This is a genomic window from Pseudomonas sp. Wu6 (assembly GCF_019891515.1).
Lineage (GTDB): Bacteria > Pseudomonadota > Gammaproteobacteria > Pseudomonadales > Pseudomonadaceae > Aquipseudomonas > Aquipseudomonas orientalis_A.
This window is the reverse complement of the sequence record NZ_JAFLXH010000038.1, coordinates 46,442-63,615: the sequence shown is the minus strand read 5'-3', so window position 1 is coordinate 63,615 and position 17,174 is coordinate 46,442. Positions and strand designations below refer to the sequence as shown.

15 protein-coding genes, 1 tRNA gene and 1 pseudogene are annotated in these 17,174 nt (G+C 55.6%); 5 read left to right on the top strand and 12 right to left on the bottom strand.

Translation table 11 applies throughout. The features are described from left to right. Window positions 1-112: 112 nt before the first annotated feature. Window positions 113-403 (top strand): annotated as a pseudogene (locus tag J1G34_RS27705) (DUF6957 family protein); the annotation flags it as partial. A gap of 94 nt (window positions 404-497) precedes the next feature. After that, complete coding sequence (locus tag J1G34_RS22445) at window positions 498-3,635, top strand: UvrD-helicase domain-containing protein (protein WP_222994657.1); 3,138 nt, start codon at window positions 498-500, stop codon at window positions 3,633-3,635. Between the two features lie 279 nt (window positions 3,636-3,914). Here J1G34_RS22445 and J1G34_RS22440 read toward each other — a convergent pair whose 3' ends face one another. The 11 genes from J1G34_RS22440 to J1G34_RS22395 form a co-directional block, all read right to left on the bottom strand. Next, window positions 3,915-5,261 (bottom strand): hypothetical protein, encoded by a 1,347-nt coding sequence (locus J1G34_RS22440; protein ID WP_222994656.1) that lies wholly within the window; start codon window positions 5,259-5,261, stop codon window positions 3,915-3,917. A 114-nt stretch (window positions 5,262-5,375) separates the two neighbouring features. Next, a complete protein-coding gene (locus J1G34_RS22435; RefSeq protein ID WP_222994655.1) occupies window positions 5,376-5,567 on the bottom strand; it encodes a helix-turn-helix domain-containing protein in 192 nt (63 codons plus the stop codon). Between the two features lie 224 nt (window positions 5,568-5,791). Next, on the bottom strand, window positions 5,792-6,478 hold the full coding sequence (locus tag J1G34_RS22430) for a hypothetical protein (RefSeq protein WP_222994654.1): 687 nt from the start codon (window positions 6,476-6,478) through the stop codon (window positions 5,792-5,794). A 131-nt stretch (window positions 6,479-6,609) separates the two neighbouring features. Further along, window positions 6,610-8,676 carry a hypothetical protein gene (locus J1G34_RS22425; RefSeq protein ID WP_222994653.1) on the bottom strand — a complete coding sequence of 689 codons (2,067 nt, stop codon included), beginning with the start codon at window positions 8,674-8,676 and terminating at the stop codon, window positions 6,610-6,612. A gap of 366 nt (window positions 8,677-9,042) precedes the next feature. Further along, window positions 9,043-9,426: an HAD family hydrolase gene (locus J1G34_RS27490; RefSeq protein ID WP_347709499.1), complete on the bottom strand. Its 384-nt coding sequence runs from the start codon at window positions 9,424-9,426 to the stop codon at window positions 9,043-9,045. 5 nt (window positions 9,427-9,431) lie between these two features. Further along, on the bottom strand, window positions 9,432-9,671 hold the full coding sequence (locus tag J1G34_RS27330) for a hypothetical protein (RefSeq protein WP_262411917.1): 240 nt from the start codon (window positions 9,669-9,671) through the stop codon (window positions 9,432-9,434). A 343-nt stretch (window positions 9,672-10,014) separates the two neighbouring features. Continuing rightward, window positions 10,015-10,088, bottom strand: a tRNA-Gly gene (locus J1G34_RS22415). A 135-nt stretch (window positions 10,089-10,223) separates the two neighbouring features. Continuing rightward, a complete protein-coding gene (locus J1G34_RS22410) occupies window positions 10,224-11,108 on the bottom strand; it encodes an alpha/beta fold hydrolase (protein ID WP_222994652.1) in 885 nt (294 codons plus the stop codon). A 304-nt stretch (window positions 11,109-11,412) separates the two neighbouring features. Continuing rightward, complete coding sequence (locus J1G34_RS22405; protein WP_222994651.1) at window positions 11,413-12,105, bottom strand: pseudouridine synthase; 693 nt, start codon at window positions 12,103-12,105, stop codon at window positions 11,413-11,415. Next, a complete protein-coding gene (locus J1G34_RS22400; RefSeq protein ID WP_065897740.1) occupies window positions 12,095-12,307 on the bottom strand; it encodes a cysteine-rich CWC family protein in 213 nt (70 codons plus the stop codon). Before J1G34_RS22400 ends, J1G34_RS22405 begins: the two co-directional genes overlap by 11 nt. A gap of 72 nt (window positions 12,308-12,379) precedes the next feature. Beyond that, complete coding sequence (locus J1G34_RS22395) at window positions 12,380-14,002, bottom strand: methyl-accepting chemotaxis protein (RefSeq protein WP_222994650.1); 1,623 nt, start codon at window positions 14,000-14,002, stop codon at window positions 12,380-12,382. Between the two features lie 282 nt (window positions 14,003-14,284). Here J1G34_RS22395 and J1G34_RS22390 point away from each other — a divergent pair, with 282 nt between their 5' ends. Next, window positions 14,285-14,638: a hypothetical protein gene (locus J1G34_RS22390; protein WP_222994649.1), complete on the top strand. Its 354-nt coding sequence runs from the start codon at window positions 14,285-14,287 to the stop codon at window positions 14,636-14,638. Between the two features lie 145 nt (window positions 14,639-14,783). Next, the gene (locus J1G34_RS22385; RefSeq protein WP_065893461.1) at window positions 14,784-15,218 is read left to right on the top strand and encodes a DUF3757 domain-containing protein; all 435 of its coding nucleotides are present in this window, start codon (window positions 14,784-14,786) and stop codon (window positions 15,216-15,218) included. Window positions 15,219-15,222: 4 nt separating this feature from the next. Here the strand turns inward: J1G34_RS22385 and J1G34_RS22380 are convergent, their stop codons facing one another. Next, on the bottom strand, window positions 15,223-16,335 hold the full coding sequence (locus tag J1G34_RS22380) for an enoyl-CoA hydratase/isomerase family protein (RefSeq protein ID WP_065893462.1): 1,113 nt from the start codon (window positions 16,333-16,335) through the stop codon (window positions 15,223-15,225). A gap of 135 nt (window positions 16,336-16,470) precedes the next feature. Here J1G34_RS22380 and ung point away from each other — a divergent pair, with 135 nt between their 5' ends. Then, window positions 16,471-17,163 (top strand): uracil-DNA glycosylase, encoded by a 693-nt coding sequence (ung, locus tag J1G34_RS22375; protein ID WP_065893463.1) that lies wholly within the window; start codon window positions 16,471-16,473, stop codon window positions 17,161-17,163. Window positions 17,164-17,174: the final 11 nt, after the last annotated feature.

Below are 17,174 nucleotides of genomic sequence, written 5' to 3'. Positions count from 1 at the left end.
CAACTGGAACCCTATCGGGACGGTGTATCTGAACCCCGAAAGGGAGCTGACCGTGGTAATAAAAGTCGCGTAGCGCGACGGTGGACGCGACAACTACCTTGAAAAACGCCGCCCAGGTCGTAGCTATTGTGTCGTCAGTGATTGGGTGTGGCTCTATCTCAATGCGCCTGACGATGTGCTCCAGGGGATCCGCGATCAAGGCAAGCAGCCGGTCATGATCCTGGCGTTTACAGTTCTCCATGACAGCCTTGACCAAGACATTAACGATAGCTGGGTGCGTACTCAGCCACTAGTCGAGTTCAGCGAGTCGAAGTTTTTTGTCACCAAAAACACTGTCTATGTCTTGACCGGGGATGGACAGCGTCGACGGATGGAATTGTCCACTGTGTTGCGTGTTTTCTGATTCGAGACCGTTGGTGATGATGCCAACTGCGCGGGGGTAGCAGAGGTGTGCTGGCTATGCATTGGGTGAAGCCGATGCGCTTCTACAGCGGTCTATGCGCACGATTCTGATTCGTGATGACGTTCGACCTGAGGCGAAGGCTTATCTGTTGGCCCACGAATTGGGCCACTGGTATCTCGACTCACCCCAGCCCGCTCGTGGTACTTCTACAGTGTCTTTTATCGCCGACCCCGACGAGGAAGCTGATACCACCACTGCTACTAGCAACCCCAGCAGCACCAGTCCCGGAAGTGCGGTGGTGGAGGGGTATGGCGCATGGGAGCGCAATGAGCTCCAAGCAAACGTCTTTGCGCGAGAGCTGTTGTTACCCAGGACGGCGGCCAGGGCATTGTGGTCAGCAGGATGGCGTTCTCGATTGGTAGCGACGCACTTTCTGTTGCCGCTAGAAGTCGTAAGGCAGCAATTGGCTGACGCGCTGCTGCTCCCGGATGTCCCTCCAGTTCCTCCGGCTCCCGCACATCCCCCGAGCGATGCCCAGCGTCTTGCGGCTGAGGCCCCAGAGAAGTTTGTCAATGTGGTTGCGGGCCCTGGAACCGGTAAGACCACGACGTTGGTACACCGAGTGGCCCATTTGATCGCCATTGGGGTTCCCGCCAATAGAATTTTGGTGATGACCTTTACCAACCGCGCCGCCCAGGAGCTTGTGGAACGGTTGAAGGCAGCCAATGTTCCGAATGCTTCACAGGTATGGGCTGGCACCTTCCATTCGTTCGGACTTGAGCTCCTGCGAAAGCACAACCTTCTCTTCGGTCTCACACCTCAAATCAAGATCGCTGACACTCTGCAGCAAGTCAGGATGATGGTCGAAGAACTGCCCACCTTGCAGCTCGAATATTTCTTCAGGTTGAGCAACCCGTATGACTGGTTGCCTGATGTGTTGAGGATCATCCATCGTCTGAAAGAAGAATTGGTCACCCCGGACGAATACGCTGTGATCGTTCGAGCATTGCCGGCGGTTGAGCCTGATGTTGAGCGAGAGCGGAACGACATAGTGACCCTCTACAAGGCATACGAAGCTGTACTACGGCGGGAAGGGTGGGTGGACTATGCAGACCTTCTGGTTCGACCCACCGTGCAGGCTCGTGATGATGGTGCGTCCCTGGCGGCTTTCCTAGAACAGTACGATCACGTCTTGGTGGATGAGTACCAGGACGTCAATCATGTGATGATCGAGTTCGTCAAAAAGATCGGATCGCCGCAACGTTGCCTGTGGGTCGTCGGTGATATTCGTCAGGCTATTCATCACTGGCGTGGTGCGTCGATCCAAAGTTTGCTCAAGTTTGACGAGGCGTACGTTGCTAGAGGACAGGCCGCCTCAATCAGGCGATACAGCTTGGACATCAACCGGCGCAGCTCTCCAGAGATTCTTCGTCTTGTTGAACGGGCTGGAACCGACCATGTGCTGCAGCCACTCGTGCCCCTAGATCCTGTATCACCTTCACGCTCCGTGAGCGGGGTTATGCCAGCTTTACTCCACACCCAAAGGGATGCTCAGAGCAGTGTCATCGTCAGCGAGATTGCTCAGTGTCGAGCCGCAGGGCACTCGTACGGCAGTCAGGGCATCATCAGCTCAACGAATGCCCAAGTAGACAAGCTTGCCCAAGACATCGAGGCTGCTGGCATTCCTGTGTTGCACCTTGGTGAGTTGAACCAGAGGGCTGAAGTCAAAGAGTTCATGTGCCTGATGCAACTGCTGACGCAGCGTTCGCCTGGGGCGCTCCTTGGCTTGTTCAGACGTGCAAACTTACGGATGCCGGCAGCAGACATCGAAGTGCTGACGAACCAGTCCAGGCTAGGTTTCAACCACCAGCGTGGTCGTTGGGTGAGCCGTCCTACTGCAGGCCTCTCGGCGCAAGGGCAGCAGGTTGTCCAGGAGTTGAGTGACTTGTTGGAAGGGGCTACGCGAAGCTCTCGCCCTTGGGTGTTTGTCTGTGACCTGCTGTTTGAAAAAGGCTTTGGGTTGGAGTCGCTGGCTGACCAGTCTGCTGCTGCGCAGATCAATCGCCTGGCGTTGTGGCAATTCCTCTACGGGGTTCGCAACAGTGATGGCGTAGGTAACCAGGCGACGTTATCGAAGTTTTTGGTCAGAGAAGATTTTCGGCGGTATATCGGGCAACGATCAGCGGAGCGCGCGCTTCCACCCGAGGCGGCTGCGATCGACGCTGTGAGACTCATGACCGTCCATGGCAGCAAAGGACTTGAGTTCGACGTCGTGCACATGGCCAACGTCGAAAAGACCAAGTTTGGCGCAGAGGCACCGCCACCTTTTGATGAGCGCCAGGCGTTGCTGCTGCCCCCTGAAGCGCTACACAGCACGCAAGCCCTGCGGCTCCAAGGTGAGGCCATCGAGCGGAACAATCTGTTGTACGTTGGCCTGTCCAGGGCGAAAGATCGGTTGAAGGTCTACGGCGGCACTGACGCAGCGACGATTCCCGATCTTTTGTGTGATCCTTCAGTCATTCCTTCCAGCGTCGCGCGAGCCTCTGTTCCAGTAGCGGCGCCTGTCTCGCGCGTACCCATGACACCACCTGTGGCGATGACCTTCGCTGCCCTTGATGGGTTCATGACCTGCTCCCTGCAGTATCACTATGCCCAAGAATTGAATCTGCCTATCGAACAGGAGTTGGATATCTCAATTCGGGCTCGGCGAGCTGTGCTGGCAGGGCTCGAATACTTCTACCGGGATGGAATGAAGACCGATGAAGCCTTCCTGCAAGCCTGGGGCGAGAAGCCGTTGCCGACATGGGAGGAGGACAAAATGCTGATAGAGCACGCCTGGATCGCCTTCAATCGAGGTGCTGCATGGCAGCCGAGTAGCGCGTCTTACGTACCCGAGACGACTGCCAATGTGAATGGCCAGGCCATTACCATGCCCTGGATGCTTCGCGAGGCGAGTGGTGATGTGATCTGGCTGCGCACGGGGGTAGGCCTGAGTACTGTAGCGCGAAATGTTCGACCCATCCTGGAGAACCTGGGAGGCAGACGCTGCAACCGAATGTCCATTCATTCGCTCGTCACGGGGCTTTCTGAAGACGCAGTTCCATCTGCTAGAGCGTCCACTACCAATGTGTTTAAGGCGATCGGGGCATTGCGTGCTGGTGAGCGTAAAGCAACCCGAGGCAAACACTGCAATCGATGCGCCTATTCGACGATTTGTGCTCAGAGGCACTGATTCGAACGTTGCACATAGATGTGCTTAGCCTCCTTTTTGCTTAGGTGGTGAATTGGGGGGTAGGCTCTTTACGAAATTCCGAGAAACCCAATCGCCGCCCCTGGAACGCTGAGATTTTTTAGAGTTATCCCTTCAAGCCAGAGTGGTCGTCCGCGTAGCCGCTGACTCGGAATGCCAGGTCTATTAGCGTTAGCGCGGGGCATTAATTTAGTTTAGTAAATTTCTGGTTGGCGACCTATTGGCAATCTAGCCTGGCGGGCCAGGCTAGTACTTTGCATTTCACACCACCTGATGGGGGAACGGCCTGGATGCAAATTCGTTGAGTTTATCCTTTAAGTTATCTGGAAGATTTTTATCTAATCGTTGCATGGCAGACTTCTTATTATGGTCGTCGATCTTGCGCAAAATATGTTCGATCGTAGAGATCTTTTTGGCTGAGTTCTCCATTGTGAAGGAGTTAGTATCTCTACCATGAAGAATTGGATTGCGCTCATTGTACAATTCGTCACAGAAGTATGTGATGAAGTTTTCGTCAAAGAAATCTCGTAGCGCGGTCTGTGTGAGTAGTGTGCCAACTGTAAAGTTCTTAACTGTTTTTCCGGATAGCAAGATTAGCTCTTCGCATGCATCGCTGCTGTAAATTTTATTATCGTTGAGACGGTTGAATTCTTGGGAGAAGTCCCACAGCATGCCCTCAATTACCGTCAGTGCTGTGCAAATGGAGGCGGAATATATTTTATTTATAAAGCAGCTTATTACGTCGTTTATTGTATGGATTCTGGGGCATAACACATGAGATAAAGGAGGTTTTATGTATTGGCTCGACAAAAGATCTTCGAGTTTTTTGAATTTTCCGTCTATGTAGTTTGCTGTAAATATTCCGGATAGATCTTGTCCGTTTTTGTATGCTTCAAATAGTGCTCTTCCGGTTGTGGTGGGTAGGTGGTCTACATACCATTTGAGAGGGAACTTATTCCACGAGTCGTCGAGGGTCATTAGTTGAAGTAGCTGAAGCTTGGGTTTGGTTATTATCGCGGCAGCCAAACTAAGGATGTCTGTTTCGCGTATGTTTATCGCTAATAATGTAGGGGTCAAGCGTAACGCGATTGGACTGTGCTCTAGATGCAGGAACATGCCATCTAGTGTATCTAAATCCTCTTTTTGATCTTCGGTGGCTCTGCTGATGCATCGCTTGAGTATATGTTCAGCTTTTTCGGGGGCTGTTTTTTTGAGATTTTTATAATTTTCGTAAGCGTTGGAGAGTATGGTTTTTATCAGTCTGCCTTTTTTGATGTGCAGATAATTTTTTGCGTGGCTTCGCTGCGTGTCATATATCTTTATGAGTTCTGGCGTTATTGTTCCGCTTGACTTGCTTTCCTTTAGTAGGGCGTACACCTTTTTGTAGGTTTCGTCTGAGTCAAGTTTTTCAACATCGTATTCGGATGCAAAGGTTATGCAGGAAATTGTGCAAATTAAGCTTTCCTGGTCTTCTTGTGGAAGGCTTTCAAGCATTTTTAGTTTTCGTTGCTCGGCAACATAGTCGCCAGCGATGTTGAAGGCAGCCAGCTGTTCTTTTGAAAGATTCTTAATTAACTTTCTGTATTTTCTTGATTTCTTTCTGTCCATGCTTACGAGAAGTCCTTTGTTTTTACGATTCTCTCTCAGCAGCCGACCATGTGCTTGGCCGTTGCTTCGACTTGGCCTATCTAAACCTTAGTTCAGGAAAGCTTGTGTTTAGCTTCATTGCTTATGACGGCATGGCAGCACCGTGCCTCGATCAACCAACATGGATAGCAGCCGGTACATCGTCGCTCTAGGCAGACCAAGCTGGGTTGCAAGGCGCTGGCCCTCGATTTCTCCACTGGCGACCCCAATGGGCTCAAGAACGTCAAAGGCTTTTTCTAGCGCTGCGGTACCCTTAGCCCGATCCATTGTCGTTTCCTCTCTTGTAAGAGGTTCATTAGGCAAGAATCAGTCTGAGAATTCCAGAGTGCTGCATGGCAACGCTCTCACCTTGTGAGACTGTAAGGTGGCACGGCGCATTGGCTGGCCTCATGGATCGCAGACGTCAAGCGGCCCAAGGGATGAGGAGGGCAGGGGCACAAAACCTGACGTACACCACGGAACCAATGCACGCAGGGCTGTGTTCGGAATTATCACCAGCCCGCATAATGACCCAAGAGATGTGCCCAGGTCTTCAACGCCTGACCATGTCTGCGAAGAATTTCAAGCGCCTTCGCAGCAGGGATTTGGGTTGGGCAACCCCCCGTCAGGAAAAACTTGTCCGGGCCCGAGTGATAAAGATGCATCAAGGTCAGCACCATAATTTGTTGAACAGGAGTCATCGATCTGTAGGATTTTCGCATCGCTTTCAATAAGGCTTGTATAGTTACTGATTGCTGGTAGTCGTATCCCTGTGGGCGCATTGTGAAATGGCTACCTTGAGTGCCATAGGGCTCGACTTGGACGAAACAACTCTCCAACTGATAGTCGCGTACAATCTGCCACGCGGTATTCCCAAAGACTTCGCCTCGCAGCTCTGCCGAAGGGAAGATGGGAGGTTCAGCATCACAGATCAAAGCTAGGGCAGTTAATTCAGTCCCATCCATGCAAGGTGTTTTATCTACTAGGGAAACCAGGGTGTAGTTTGGGATGCGACCTGTTGCAAAGGTGGGGTCAACAGCTGCATAGGCTGCTACGGCCACTGGTGTGCGAGAGTGGTGAATGTAACACGAACTCGCTTTCTCCATATCGGTGAATGCCCAAGTACCTGTGGACGTCCTATACACGCCAAGCTCACTCAGTAAAGCGATCGCGCCATCTGCGTAATATTCTTGATTCATTACCTAGTTTCTCCTTTCTGTAGGCCTAAGAGGAAGTTCCTGAGTAAAGTTTCGAAATAGCCGCAAGGAGCCTACGAGCTCCATGTGCAGCTGGGTTATAAGCCGAAACATCAAAAAAGTAGTTTGGGGTTTCATGATGAGGCACCGCCCTCTATAAGATTGGGTATGAAGTTCGTCATGGTTTGATCTTCAATCGGAAGTCTTCTCGGTAGTTTTATCGTGAGGTTTTTTATTCCATAGATGACTCCGACTTTAATATTTGAGCGGTGATTGGCGGTTAGCATGTAGTGATTGTCGGTCTGAGAGCCATTGGGGCAGATAATTATGGATTTCTCTATGAATGCCCTCTTGAATTGGTCAGTGGAAAGGAAGTAGCAGGGACTTGGCTTGCTATTGATAAATATTTCGGCAGTGATCGGCAAGTGGGTTCCGCTGACACTGAGCAGAACCGTTTCCTTCTGTATTGAGAGAATGATGCCTATGGGGTTTATTTCGAAATTCAAGGTTTGCTGCGGCCTAAAAAATATCACCCGATCACCTGCAAAGAACTCCGCTCCTGCAATTTTGAATGAAGGCCCGGTCGTACGCTTTCTTTGTGTGTGCAGCAGCCTACTCAGCTTGAGTGCTTGGCGTGATGATGGGACGAGGGCCACGACTTTTGTTTTGAGCAGAAGTCTGAACAGGTAGGACAGGTCGATATCGAAATACACCCTTGTTGACTGCTTTTTATAGCTAATCGTTAGGTGCTCGGTGGCAATGCGTTCGATGTTATTGCGCGAATCAGCGTTGATGGTGAAGAAGTCGTCGTTGAGGGTGATGAACGAATAGGCGCGCGAAAAAAGATGCTGTGTTTTGCTGACAAAAGCTGGAAGCCCAGAGAACGATGTGCCATGGATTAGCAGCCTGTGACTGGCAGTCATGGCATTAAGCAGGGTCAAGAATTCATATTTAGAATAGGTGTCTGCATCCAGTGCGATAATAATCGTGTCCTTAGGGCTGAAATTGCAGTTTTTTAGATGTGCTAGTGCAACTACTTCGCCATAAGATGCTGCAGCCTGCTCGACAGCGTAAGCTGCAGGCGCGACGATGATGGGGCGGGAGTTAAGCAGCTGCTGGGATATCAATGACAACAGCGGCACAAGCTCGCGGAGCATCGTGGCCGGGCTTGTGTACACAGTGCTGATTCGATGGTTCAGGCATTGACGAATGACTGCTGAGACAGACGAGCTTGGTGGCGTTCTTCGTTGAAGTGATGCACGTTCGACGCAATCGTCAATCTCGTAAGCATAGAACTGCGGAGGCCTGGGGTAGGACTCGACTCGGGTCAACGCATCGTGCAATGACAATTCCAGGTAGTACTCGGTGGACAACATCACCTTGGAGTTGACCAGCTTGACTGACCTGTTGGCTTCCAGTCGCGTTAGCGCGTGATCTATACAGTCTGGCGAGCTCTTCAAGGTGGTGATGAGTTGATCGCGGTCTACAAGGCTTACCCCTTGGCTGCGCGCATAGGTCAGCCAGAGAAGGAGCCTGGTCTCGGTGCGAAAGAAGTCCTCTTGGGTGGAGAGCACCCTGGTTTGAACGTCGAGCACCAGGCGTTGGTATGTGATCTGGCTTGCTAATGGCAGCTGTACGCTGCATAGGTTTGGCGCAAGCCGTGTTGGGAGGTTAAGTGATGAAAGGTGCCGCACTGTGGCCTCCAGCGCCTTCCTCGCGTGCCAGACCTGATGGAGTTTGAGGGCAGAGTATTGGTCGAAGTAGTTCTCCAGCATCGCCGGTGTTGCCGAGTCGAGCAGCCTGGCTAGCAGTGCCGGATGTTCGCCAATTTTGAGGAGTGTCCTGGTGAGCAACTGATGGTTTATGGGAAGCGGCAAGCGATCTACGATGTTCGGAATTGCCCATGAGTAAAGGTGCTTCGGGAGTGCCATATCCTCCAGGTGGGTGACTGTGGGATTGGAGTCGCCAGAAAAATTGAGTCGAACCGATAGGCAAAGGCCAGGGCTAATCAGGTGTCTGCTGCAGAGCGTAAGTGAGACAGTCGCCACCTTGGGCTTCAGCCTCGATGCCGCAGGCGTCGAGACCTGATCTGACGCCGGATGGGCGGATGCATCAGGCGCTGTCGAAACCGGCAAGTACCTGATCCGGTAGTGCCCTTGGGACGTGGCCTCAACGCCGATGACCAGAATTGGCGTCAGCATGGCGGCAGGGAAACTATCTTACCGCTGAGGAGGTTTTCTTCAATTGAAGAAAACTTAAGCAGGTCTGCTCGAAGTTTAGAGTTTTCTGTCGCTAACCTCTGGAATTCAGACTTATACCGCGACCTGGTTTTTCTCGGTTTGGAAGCACTGGGCTGGCGTTGCTGGTTGAGTTTAACGAAGCCCGAATTTGCCCAGGTGATGAGGCCTGCAAGCTCATCATTTCCCCGGCCCGGATAAAAGAGTTGGCGATCGCATTGGAGAGCGCGGCAAAGCGCAGACAGGTTGATCTTGCCTCCGATGCTCTCTACCGCGAAATCATCATGGGCAGCAAGTATCAGCAGCTGTCGGAGCCTTTCCCCCACCCGCTTAGAGAGTGTCCAGGACGGAGTCTGCGAACTCATCCAGGCTGGTGAAATCCTTCCCGCCGTTTCGGTTCAGGAGAAATCCCTGGATGCCCACGCACATTGGGCCGTCACGGTCGCACTTCTCTGAATCGCCGATCATCAGCACATTCTTTTCTCCACCATTATCGGTGATCTCCGCTCCCAAGAGCTCACAAGTGGCTCGGTAAAGGAATGGCTGGGGTTTCAGTGCTCCTACAGCGAAACTGAAACCAAAGGCGTCTACCGTTGGGTATAGACGCCGAACAGGCGCGCCATACGGGGCTGCCAAGTTAGAGGCGATAGCGATTTTCACGCCCTCAGCCTGCAAGCTTTCAACCGCGTAAAGCCCGTCTTCGTAGGCTTCAATGCGGCTCAGCTCCGCTTCGAGAGCCCCTGGATCTCGGTCATGAGCTCTGCAGGAACCTTGATCCCGAAGTGCTCTGCCGCATCGCTCAGACAGAGAGGGCGAGCCATGATGTGATGAAGGTCTTCTGGTCGTGGCCTGCGGCCCTGACGGATGCCTTCCTTAAGGATTTGGCGATATGGGTGGCTGGCTTTTGGAATGCGGACGAGGGTGCCGAACGCATCGAAGAGAACGAACTTGACGGACATCTGGGGGCCTTGATCGCAGTGGGACAACTGCTCGTGAGATCAGAAATGATACCGTGAATCCAGGCCTAAGGGGCTTAGCTGGGCCAATGTGCCTGAGGCTGCTTTCGGAGGGGTGTCTAGCAATGGTGTGGCTATCTAGGCACATATAGCTTGTCGTCGATATGTGAATTCAAGGTGCACCTGAGTGCGCATTGCTTGTTGGTCAAGGCGGTAAATGCGTACTAGGAAACTCTGGCGTTGCAATTCGGATCTTTAGGCGTCGTTTCAGGGCGAGCGTCGTCGATCGGGTCAGCTGAGGGCTGAAGGAGGAGGGGTTAACTGGCTGAAATTTAACAAAAAAGTATGGAGCGGGTAGAGGGAATCGAACCCTCAACTAAAGCTTGGGAAGCTTTCGTTTTGCCACTAAACTATACCCGCTCAAAGCGGCTGACTTTGTACCAGATGTTCACCCGGATTTGAAGTTTTTCTTCGAAAAAATCGTACGTTGCGCTCGCGCCGCCTGCCGAATAGGTGGCGCCACTGCAGGAGCCCGCTCCTGCAGTGAGTCTGATGTCAGACCGCAAAGGCGTGTTGCGTCTGACCTGGCTGGTAACGTATGCGACTCACCGGCCGCTGCCCTTTCAAAAAGCCCACCACCGCTTCCCGGCTGTCCCGGCACGCCGCTTTATGCTCCATATCGAGGAAATGCCCCGTCGCCTGAACCGTGCTGAAGCTGCTGTTTTTCACATGCTGACCGAACAGCCTGGCATCGCCTGCGCTGGTGTACTCGTCCCACTCGCCGTTCACGAACAGCACGGGAATGTCGATCTGCCTGGCTGCCTTGAGGTAGCACAACCGGTCGCTGTTGAGCACCTGGCTGATGTGGAAGTGCATCTGTCCGTATTCATGTTCGGCCAGGCCGCTCACGTGCTTGTGGTTGAAGCGCTTGAACAGCGACGGCAAGTGCTTGCCCAGGGTGCTGTTGACCAGGTGGCCGACGCGGTCGCGGTCCAGGTTGCCGAGGTAGTCGACGCCGCGCTCCAGATAATCACGCATCGGTGCGTTGATCACCGGGGAGAACGAGCTGATCACGGCCTTTTCGACGCGTTGCGGGCGTTGAGCGAGGGCGAACAGCGTCGCGGCGCCGCCCCAGGAGAACGAGAGCACGTGTTCGGCGGCAAAGCGGTCGATGAGCTCCAGGAGGATCTGGCCTTCGACTTCCTTGGTCAGCATCCGCTCGTGACGGTTGTGTAGTTTGGAACGGCCGGCATAGGGCTGGTCGTACAACACCACATTGAATTGCGGGTGCAGGCTTTTCACGGTCTGGGCGAAAGAGGCCGTGGTGGCCATCGAGCCGTTGACCAGGACGATGGTTTTTTCAGCGGCATCGGCGCGATAGAACTCCGTGTAAACCCGGTATTGACCCTGTATATCCAACACAGCGATTTCTGGCCTCATGTCGTAAGACTCCTGGCAAGCGGGTAGGGCGCGCAAATGACTGTGCACGAGCTTTATGACAGGTAGGCATACGCCTGGAAGCTGAGCGCCCATGTCGGTCCGATTGCGGCTGGCCGACAGCGGTTGTCAGGGCGGGATGTTTGCCGGGACGGCCCGTCAATCACGCGCGGGCGGGGCAAGGTGTTTCTTGGAGGTTATAGGTGACCCGCCAGTCATCATCCAACGGGTGAACTTGATTCAAGCACAGGCTTGGGATGGCGCAAGCGGCGCAGAGGGTTTTTTGCCGTCAGCGGCTGAGCGGTCGTCAGACGAGACGGATTTCCTCGTCAGTCAGCGCCCGATACTCGCCCGGCGCAAGCGCTGCATCCAGGTGCAGCGGCCCCATGCGCTCGCGATGCAGGGCAGTCACTTTGTTATCAAAATGCCCGAACATGCGTTTGACCTGGTGATAGCGGCCTTCGATGATGCTCAAACGCGCCGTCCTGGGGCCCAGTAACTCCAGTTCGGCGGGTTGAGTGATGAGGTTTTCGAAGGCGAAGTACAGGCCCGCCCTGAAGACTGCCGCATAGTCCGGGCCGATGTCCTGCTCGGTTTCCACCCGATACACCTTGGGTAACTTGGTCGCCGGTTGCGTCAGGCGCCGCGACCACTGGCCGTCATTGGTGAGTACCATCAGCCCGGTGGTGTTGTAGTCCAGACGCCCGGCGATATGCAGCGCGTCCTTGTGCGGTTCATCCAGCAGATCGAGCACCGTGCGGTGTTGTGCATCGCAGGTAGCGCTGACGCACCCTTGCGGCTTGTGCAGCATGAAATAACGTGCAGGTTTGCCCGGCTGCAGCACCTCACCGTCCACGCGCACGCTGCTGAACGTGCGCACCTCATGAAGCGGGTCGCTTACCGTGGCACCATCCACCGTTACCCGGCGTTCGGCCAACAGCAGCCGCACTTGTTTGCGATTAAACCGTGGCAGGTTACTGAGGAAGCGATCAAGGCGCATCGTGGCGGCGCAGCTGTTGGTCCACCTGGGCACAACGCGGGCACAGGCAGGCCTGGTTGCGCAGTTCGTCGGGCAGCGCCTGGAGCACCGCCGGGTCGATGGTGACGCTGTAGCACCAGCAGGCCTGGTCGGCCGTGCGCGGGTCGGCCAGGCTGCAGTCGTTACGGGCACCGCAGGCGGGGCAAAGGGTCGGGGTGGTCATGGGCAGGTCGGGCTGTATCGGGCAAGGTGTGCGTGGCCTTGCACGATACAGCGCCGATGGGCGCCAAGCTACTTACAGCTTGAATTTGCCGACCAGCACACTGAACGAGGTGGCCAGGCGCGACAGGTCCTGGCTGGAAGCGTTGGTCTGATGCGCGCCGGCGGCGGTCTGGGTCGACAGGTCCTGGATGTTGAGCAGGTTGCGATCGACTTCACGCGCCACTTGGGCCTGTTCCTCCGAGGCGGACGCGATGACCAGGTTGCGTTCGTTGATCTTCGCCACACTGGCGGTGATACGTTGCAACGCTTCGCCGGCATTCTGCGCCAGCACCTGGGTGTTGTTGGCCCAGCTCAGGCTCTTGTTCATCGCGGCTACCGCGCCGTCGGCGCCGACTTGCACCTCGCCGATCATTTTTTCGATGTCCACCGTGGACACTTGTGTGCGATGGGCCAGCGCGCGCACTTCATCGGCCACCACAGCAAAGCCACGGCCTTGCTCACCCGCACGGGCCGCCTCGATCGCTGCGTTGAGGGCGAGCAGGTTGGTCTGGTCGGCAATCCCACGAATCACATCGATCACCTTGCCGATTTCGCGGACCTGGCTGGCGAGGCCTTCCACCGACTTCGTCGAATCGTTGATCTCTACCACCATCGAATTCATGCCGGAGACGGCCTGTGCCACTTGCTCACGGCCTTCCTCGGCTTCGGTGGTCGCCTGGCTCGAGGCCTGCGAAGTCGATACGGCGTTGCCGGCCACCTCATCAACGGCTGCAGTCATCTGGTTGACGGCGGTGGCCGCTTGTTGAATTTCATCATTCTGGCGGGTCAGGCCCCGGGTGCTTTCTTCGGTGACCGCGCTCAGTTCTTCAGCGGCCGAGGCCAGCTGGTCGGAGGCGTTGGCGATTTCCAGCAGGGTGTGTTTCAAGCCGCCCTGCATGTCCGACAGCGCCACCAGCAACTGCCCGGCTTCGTCGGTGCGCTCGGTGCTGATGGTCTGGGTCAGGTCACCGTCGGCAATGCGTTGTGCGCTCGCCACCGCTTGAGCGATGGGGCGGGTGATCAGGCGGGTGATCAGCACGCCGACGATAATGGCGATGATGAAGGCCAGGACGATGCCACTGATCATCCAGGTGAGCGCACTGTCACGCAGCGCCTCGGCGGCAATGGCGCCTTCCTTGATCTGGCGGTTGTTGGATTCGACCATCACGCGGATCAGCTCGCGGGCCTGGCGGAACAGTTCATTGTTGGTGGTATTGAGCTCGGTGCGTGCCTGCTCGATCTGGCCTTTGTCGAGCAGGCTCAGGATGCGTTCCGAGCTACTGAGGTACGTTGGCCAGATCTGGTCGAAGGTGTCACCCGCCGCCCGCTCGTCATCTTCCAACTGCGTGGCGCGGTAGGTGGTGTAGGCCGCCTGGCTGCGTTTGACTTCGTTGGCGATATCCTGGCGCACGCGGTCGCGGTCCTGCTGGGCGACGTCACCGTTACCGGCATCGAGCAAGCGGTACAAACCACGGTTGTGTGCCACCAGCCCATTCAGGGTGGCAGCTGTGTTGCTGACCGACACCAGGTTGTTGGAGAACGTTAATTCCAGCGCTGCGGCGAGCCGCACGACCCCTTTGATACCCAGCAGGCCGACACCGAGGGTAATCACGGAGCAAAGTAAAAATGAGAGCAGCAGCTTGGTAGCAATTTTCATATCTTGAATCCGGCGGTAAGTAACGGGAAGGCGCACACCAAGGCCTCCGTGGCACTGTGCAGTATCACAATGACATCATTGTAAGAGACAAAGTTTCGCCTCTGAATAAAATACTGAATCGATACAGCTAACGTATTCCGGCGTACCGCTGGTGATGTATCAAGTTGTTACTGAAACGCACCAGATTCTGCTTTTGATGTCATACGTTCTGTCATTCAAGTAAATCTGAATGACGCCCTCCAGCGTCGCTGGAGGTGCTCTTCCGCGGTCCAGGAGGCCGCCATGTATCGACGACTGCTGCTCACTGCATTACTCGGCCTGACCCTGTCAGCTTGCGTGCCCTATTACGATGGAGGTACCACTTACTACCGCTCCGAGGTCTACACCGCACCGGCACCCGCCTATTATTACGGCGGTCCTCGTTACTACGGGCGCAGCTACTACACACCCGCGCCACGCTACTATCAGGCTCCCCGTTATTATTCGGCGCCGCGTTATTACCAACCTGCGCCACGTTACTACCCAAGGTCTGCCTATCGGCCGTATCCAAACCAGGGATGGGGAGACAATCGGTGGGGCAACGGTGGGCACGGGCGTGGTGGCGATCACGGCGGTGGGCGCGGAGGTCACCGCTGACAAAAGGTTTTGAACGAAGCGGCGCATGATGCGCCGCTTTTTTTTGCCCGCCGTTTGTCGGTACTGTCAGAATTAACAGCTAGCTTTGAGGCCGCAGATACATTTCACTGGGGGAAAAGCGGTGTGGTAATCGAAGGTGGCGTCTATGCTCAAACACGTGATGTGCATGCTTGTACTGGTCGTCTGTATGGCTGGCCAGGCGCAGGGCAACCAGTTCTGTCCAGACAAGTCGAAGATCCAGACGGGCACGGGTTATTTCCAGTACCAGGCCAGCGGCGTGCTGTGGCAAGGTCCCAAGGTTGAGCCCGGCGAGTTCATACATGCCTTCTCGGGCGCGGTGTTTGCGCCGCAGAAGGGTGATGATCGACGCAGCGGGCTGGTGGAAAAATGTGTGTACACCAATCAGCGCGATGAGCTTGTCGTATTGCGTCCGTGCCTGTCAGACGTGGCCAGCAGCATGTCGTTGGCGGACAGCTTGCATTGGGAGCGCGAAAACACTTCGTTCGACCAACTGGTTTATCTGTGCAAGGAAAATCAACCGGGTAACTGTGCCTTCAACGTTAAGGATAACCGGCGATAAGCTGTCAGTAATCGGAAAGATCTGCCAGAGGATTCCTACCTTCCCATGCCTTGTTGAAGTGCGCCTGCACCACCGCCTCGGGAATTGTATTGATATCCGGCCAATGCCAGCGAGGCGCCTGATCCTTATCGATCAGCCTTGCCCGTACGCCTTCGGCAAATTCCGGATGGCGACAACAATTGAGGCTCAGCGTGTATTCCATCTGGAACACTTGCGCCAGGGACAAATGACGGGCGCGGCGGATCTGCTCCCACACCAGGTGCGCCGTCAACGGGCAGCCTTCACTGAGGGTCTTGCCGGCGCGGGCCAGGAGTGGGTCAGCGTGATCCTTGAGCAGGCTCAACGCGCGCCACGCACTGGCCACGTCACCCACATCCAGCCATTCGTCGATCTGCCCCCGGCGCGGCATCCATTGTGCCTCGGGTAGCTGGTCGACGGCGTCCTGGGCCAGGGCCTTGAGCAAACTGTTGAGCTGCATCGCGGTCTGTTCCTGCCAGTTCAATTGCAACAGGCCATCGAGCAATTCGTCTTGCTGGTCATCGCGCAGGAAACGGTCGGCCAGGCCCAGGTCCAGGGCATCACGGCCATTGATATGGGCACCGGTAAGGCCTAGGAACAAACCCAGCGTGCCGGGCAGGCGCGACAGAAACCAGCTGGCGCCCACGTCCGGGTACAAGCCGATGCTGATTTCCGGCATGGCCAAACGGCTGCTGGGGGTCACAATGCGTACGGACGCACTCTGCAACAGGCCCATCCCGCCGCCCAACACATAACCGTGACCCCAGCAGATCAACGGTTTCGGGTAGGTATGCAGGCGATAATCCAGGCGATATTCAGCGGCAAAAAATTGCGCGGCCAGGGTAGGCACGACGCCAGGTTGTTCCCGGCAGGCCATCGCCAGGCTGCGCACTTCGCCGCCTGCGCAGAAGGCCTTGGGGCCGTTGCCGCGCAGCAATACGCAGACGATCGTCGGGTCCTTGGCCCAGGTGTCCAGGCGTTCGTCCAGGGCCAGGATCATCGGCAGGGAGAGGGCGTTGAGCGACTGTTGCGCATCCAGGCTGGCGATGCCGATGCGGGCGCCGTGGTTGCCGGTGAGTTCTTCGAAGTGCAGATTCATCGTGACCTCAATCCAGAAGGTGAAGGGTCAGTATGATCGCTCCGTGGGAAAGTGCCGGGGGTGTGTCAGATCAATTGACAAGCGGGGTCGGCTTTCCTAGGGTTCGCCCATTGTTTTTCACTCGATGACCTCATCATGACCGACGGCGACCGCATCAAACTCGAACCCAGTTGGAAACACGCTCTGCGCGAGGAGTTCGACAAGCCCTACATGGGCGCACTGCGCGAGTTTCTGCGCCAGGAACACGCCGCAGGCAAGGAGATCTATCCGCCGGGCCCGCTGATCTTCAATGCACTCAATTCCACGCCGCTGGACAAGGTCAAAGTGGTCATTCTTGGACAGGACCCGTATCACGGTCCCGGCCAGGCCCATGGTTTGTGCTTCTCGGTGCAACCGGGCGTGCCGGCGCCGCCTTCGTTGGTCAATATCTATAAAGAACTCAAGCGTGACCTGAACATTGACATCCCCAACCACGGCTACCTGCAAAGCTGGGCCGACCAGGGCGTGCTGATGCTCAACACCACGCTGACCGTGGAGCGCGCCAACGCCAACGCCCATGCCGGCAAGGGCTGGCAGTTTTTTACCGATCGGGTGATCGAGGTGGTCAGCGAGCATCAGCCGCATTTGGTGTTCCTGTTGTGGGGCGCCCATGCCCAGAGCAAGCAGAAGCTGATCGATGCCACCAAGCACCTGGTGCTGACCTCGGTGCACCCGTCGCCGCTGTCGGCGTATCGCGGGTTTCTCGGTTGCGGGCATTTCAGCCGCGCCAACAAGTTTCTTGAGCAAAACGGCGAGGCGCCGATTGAGTGGCGATTGCCGCCTGTTTGACCCGTGCGTTG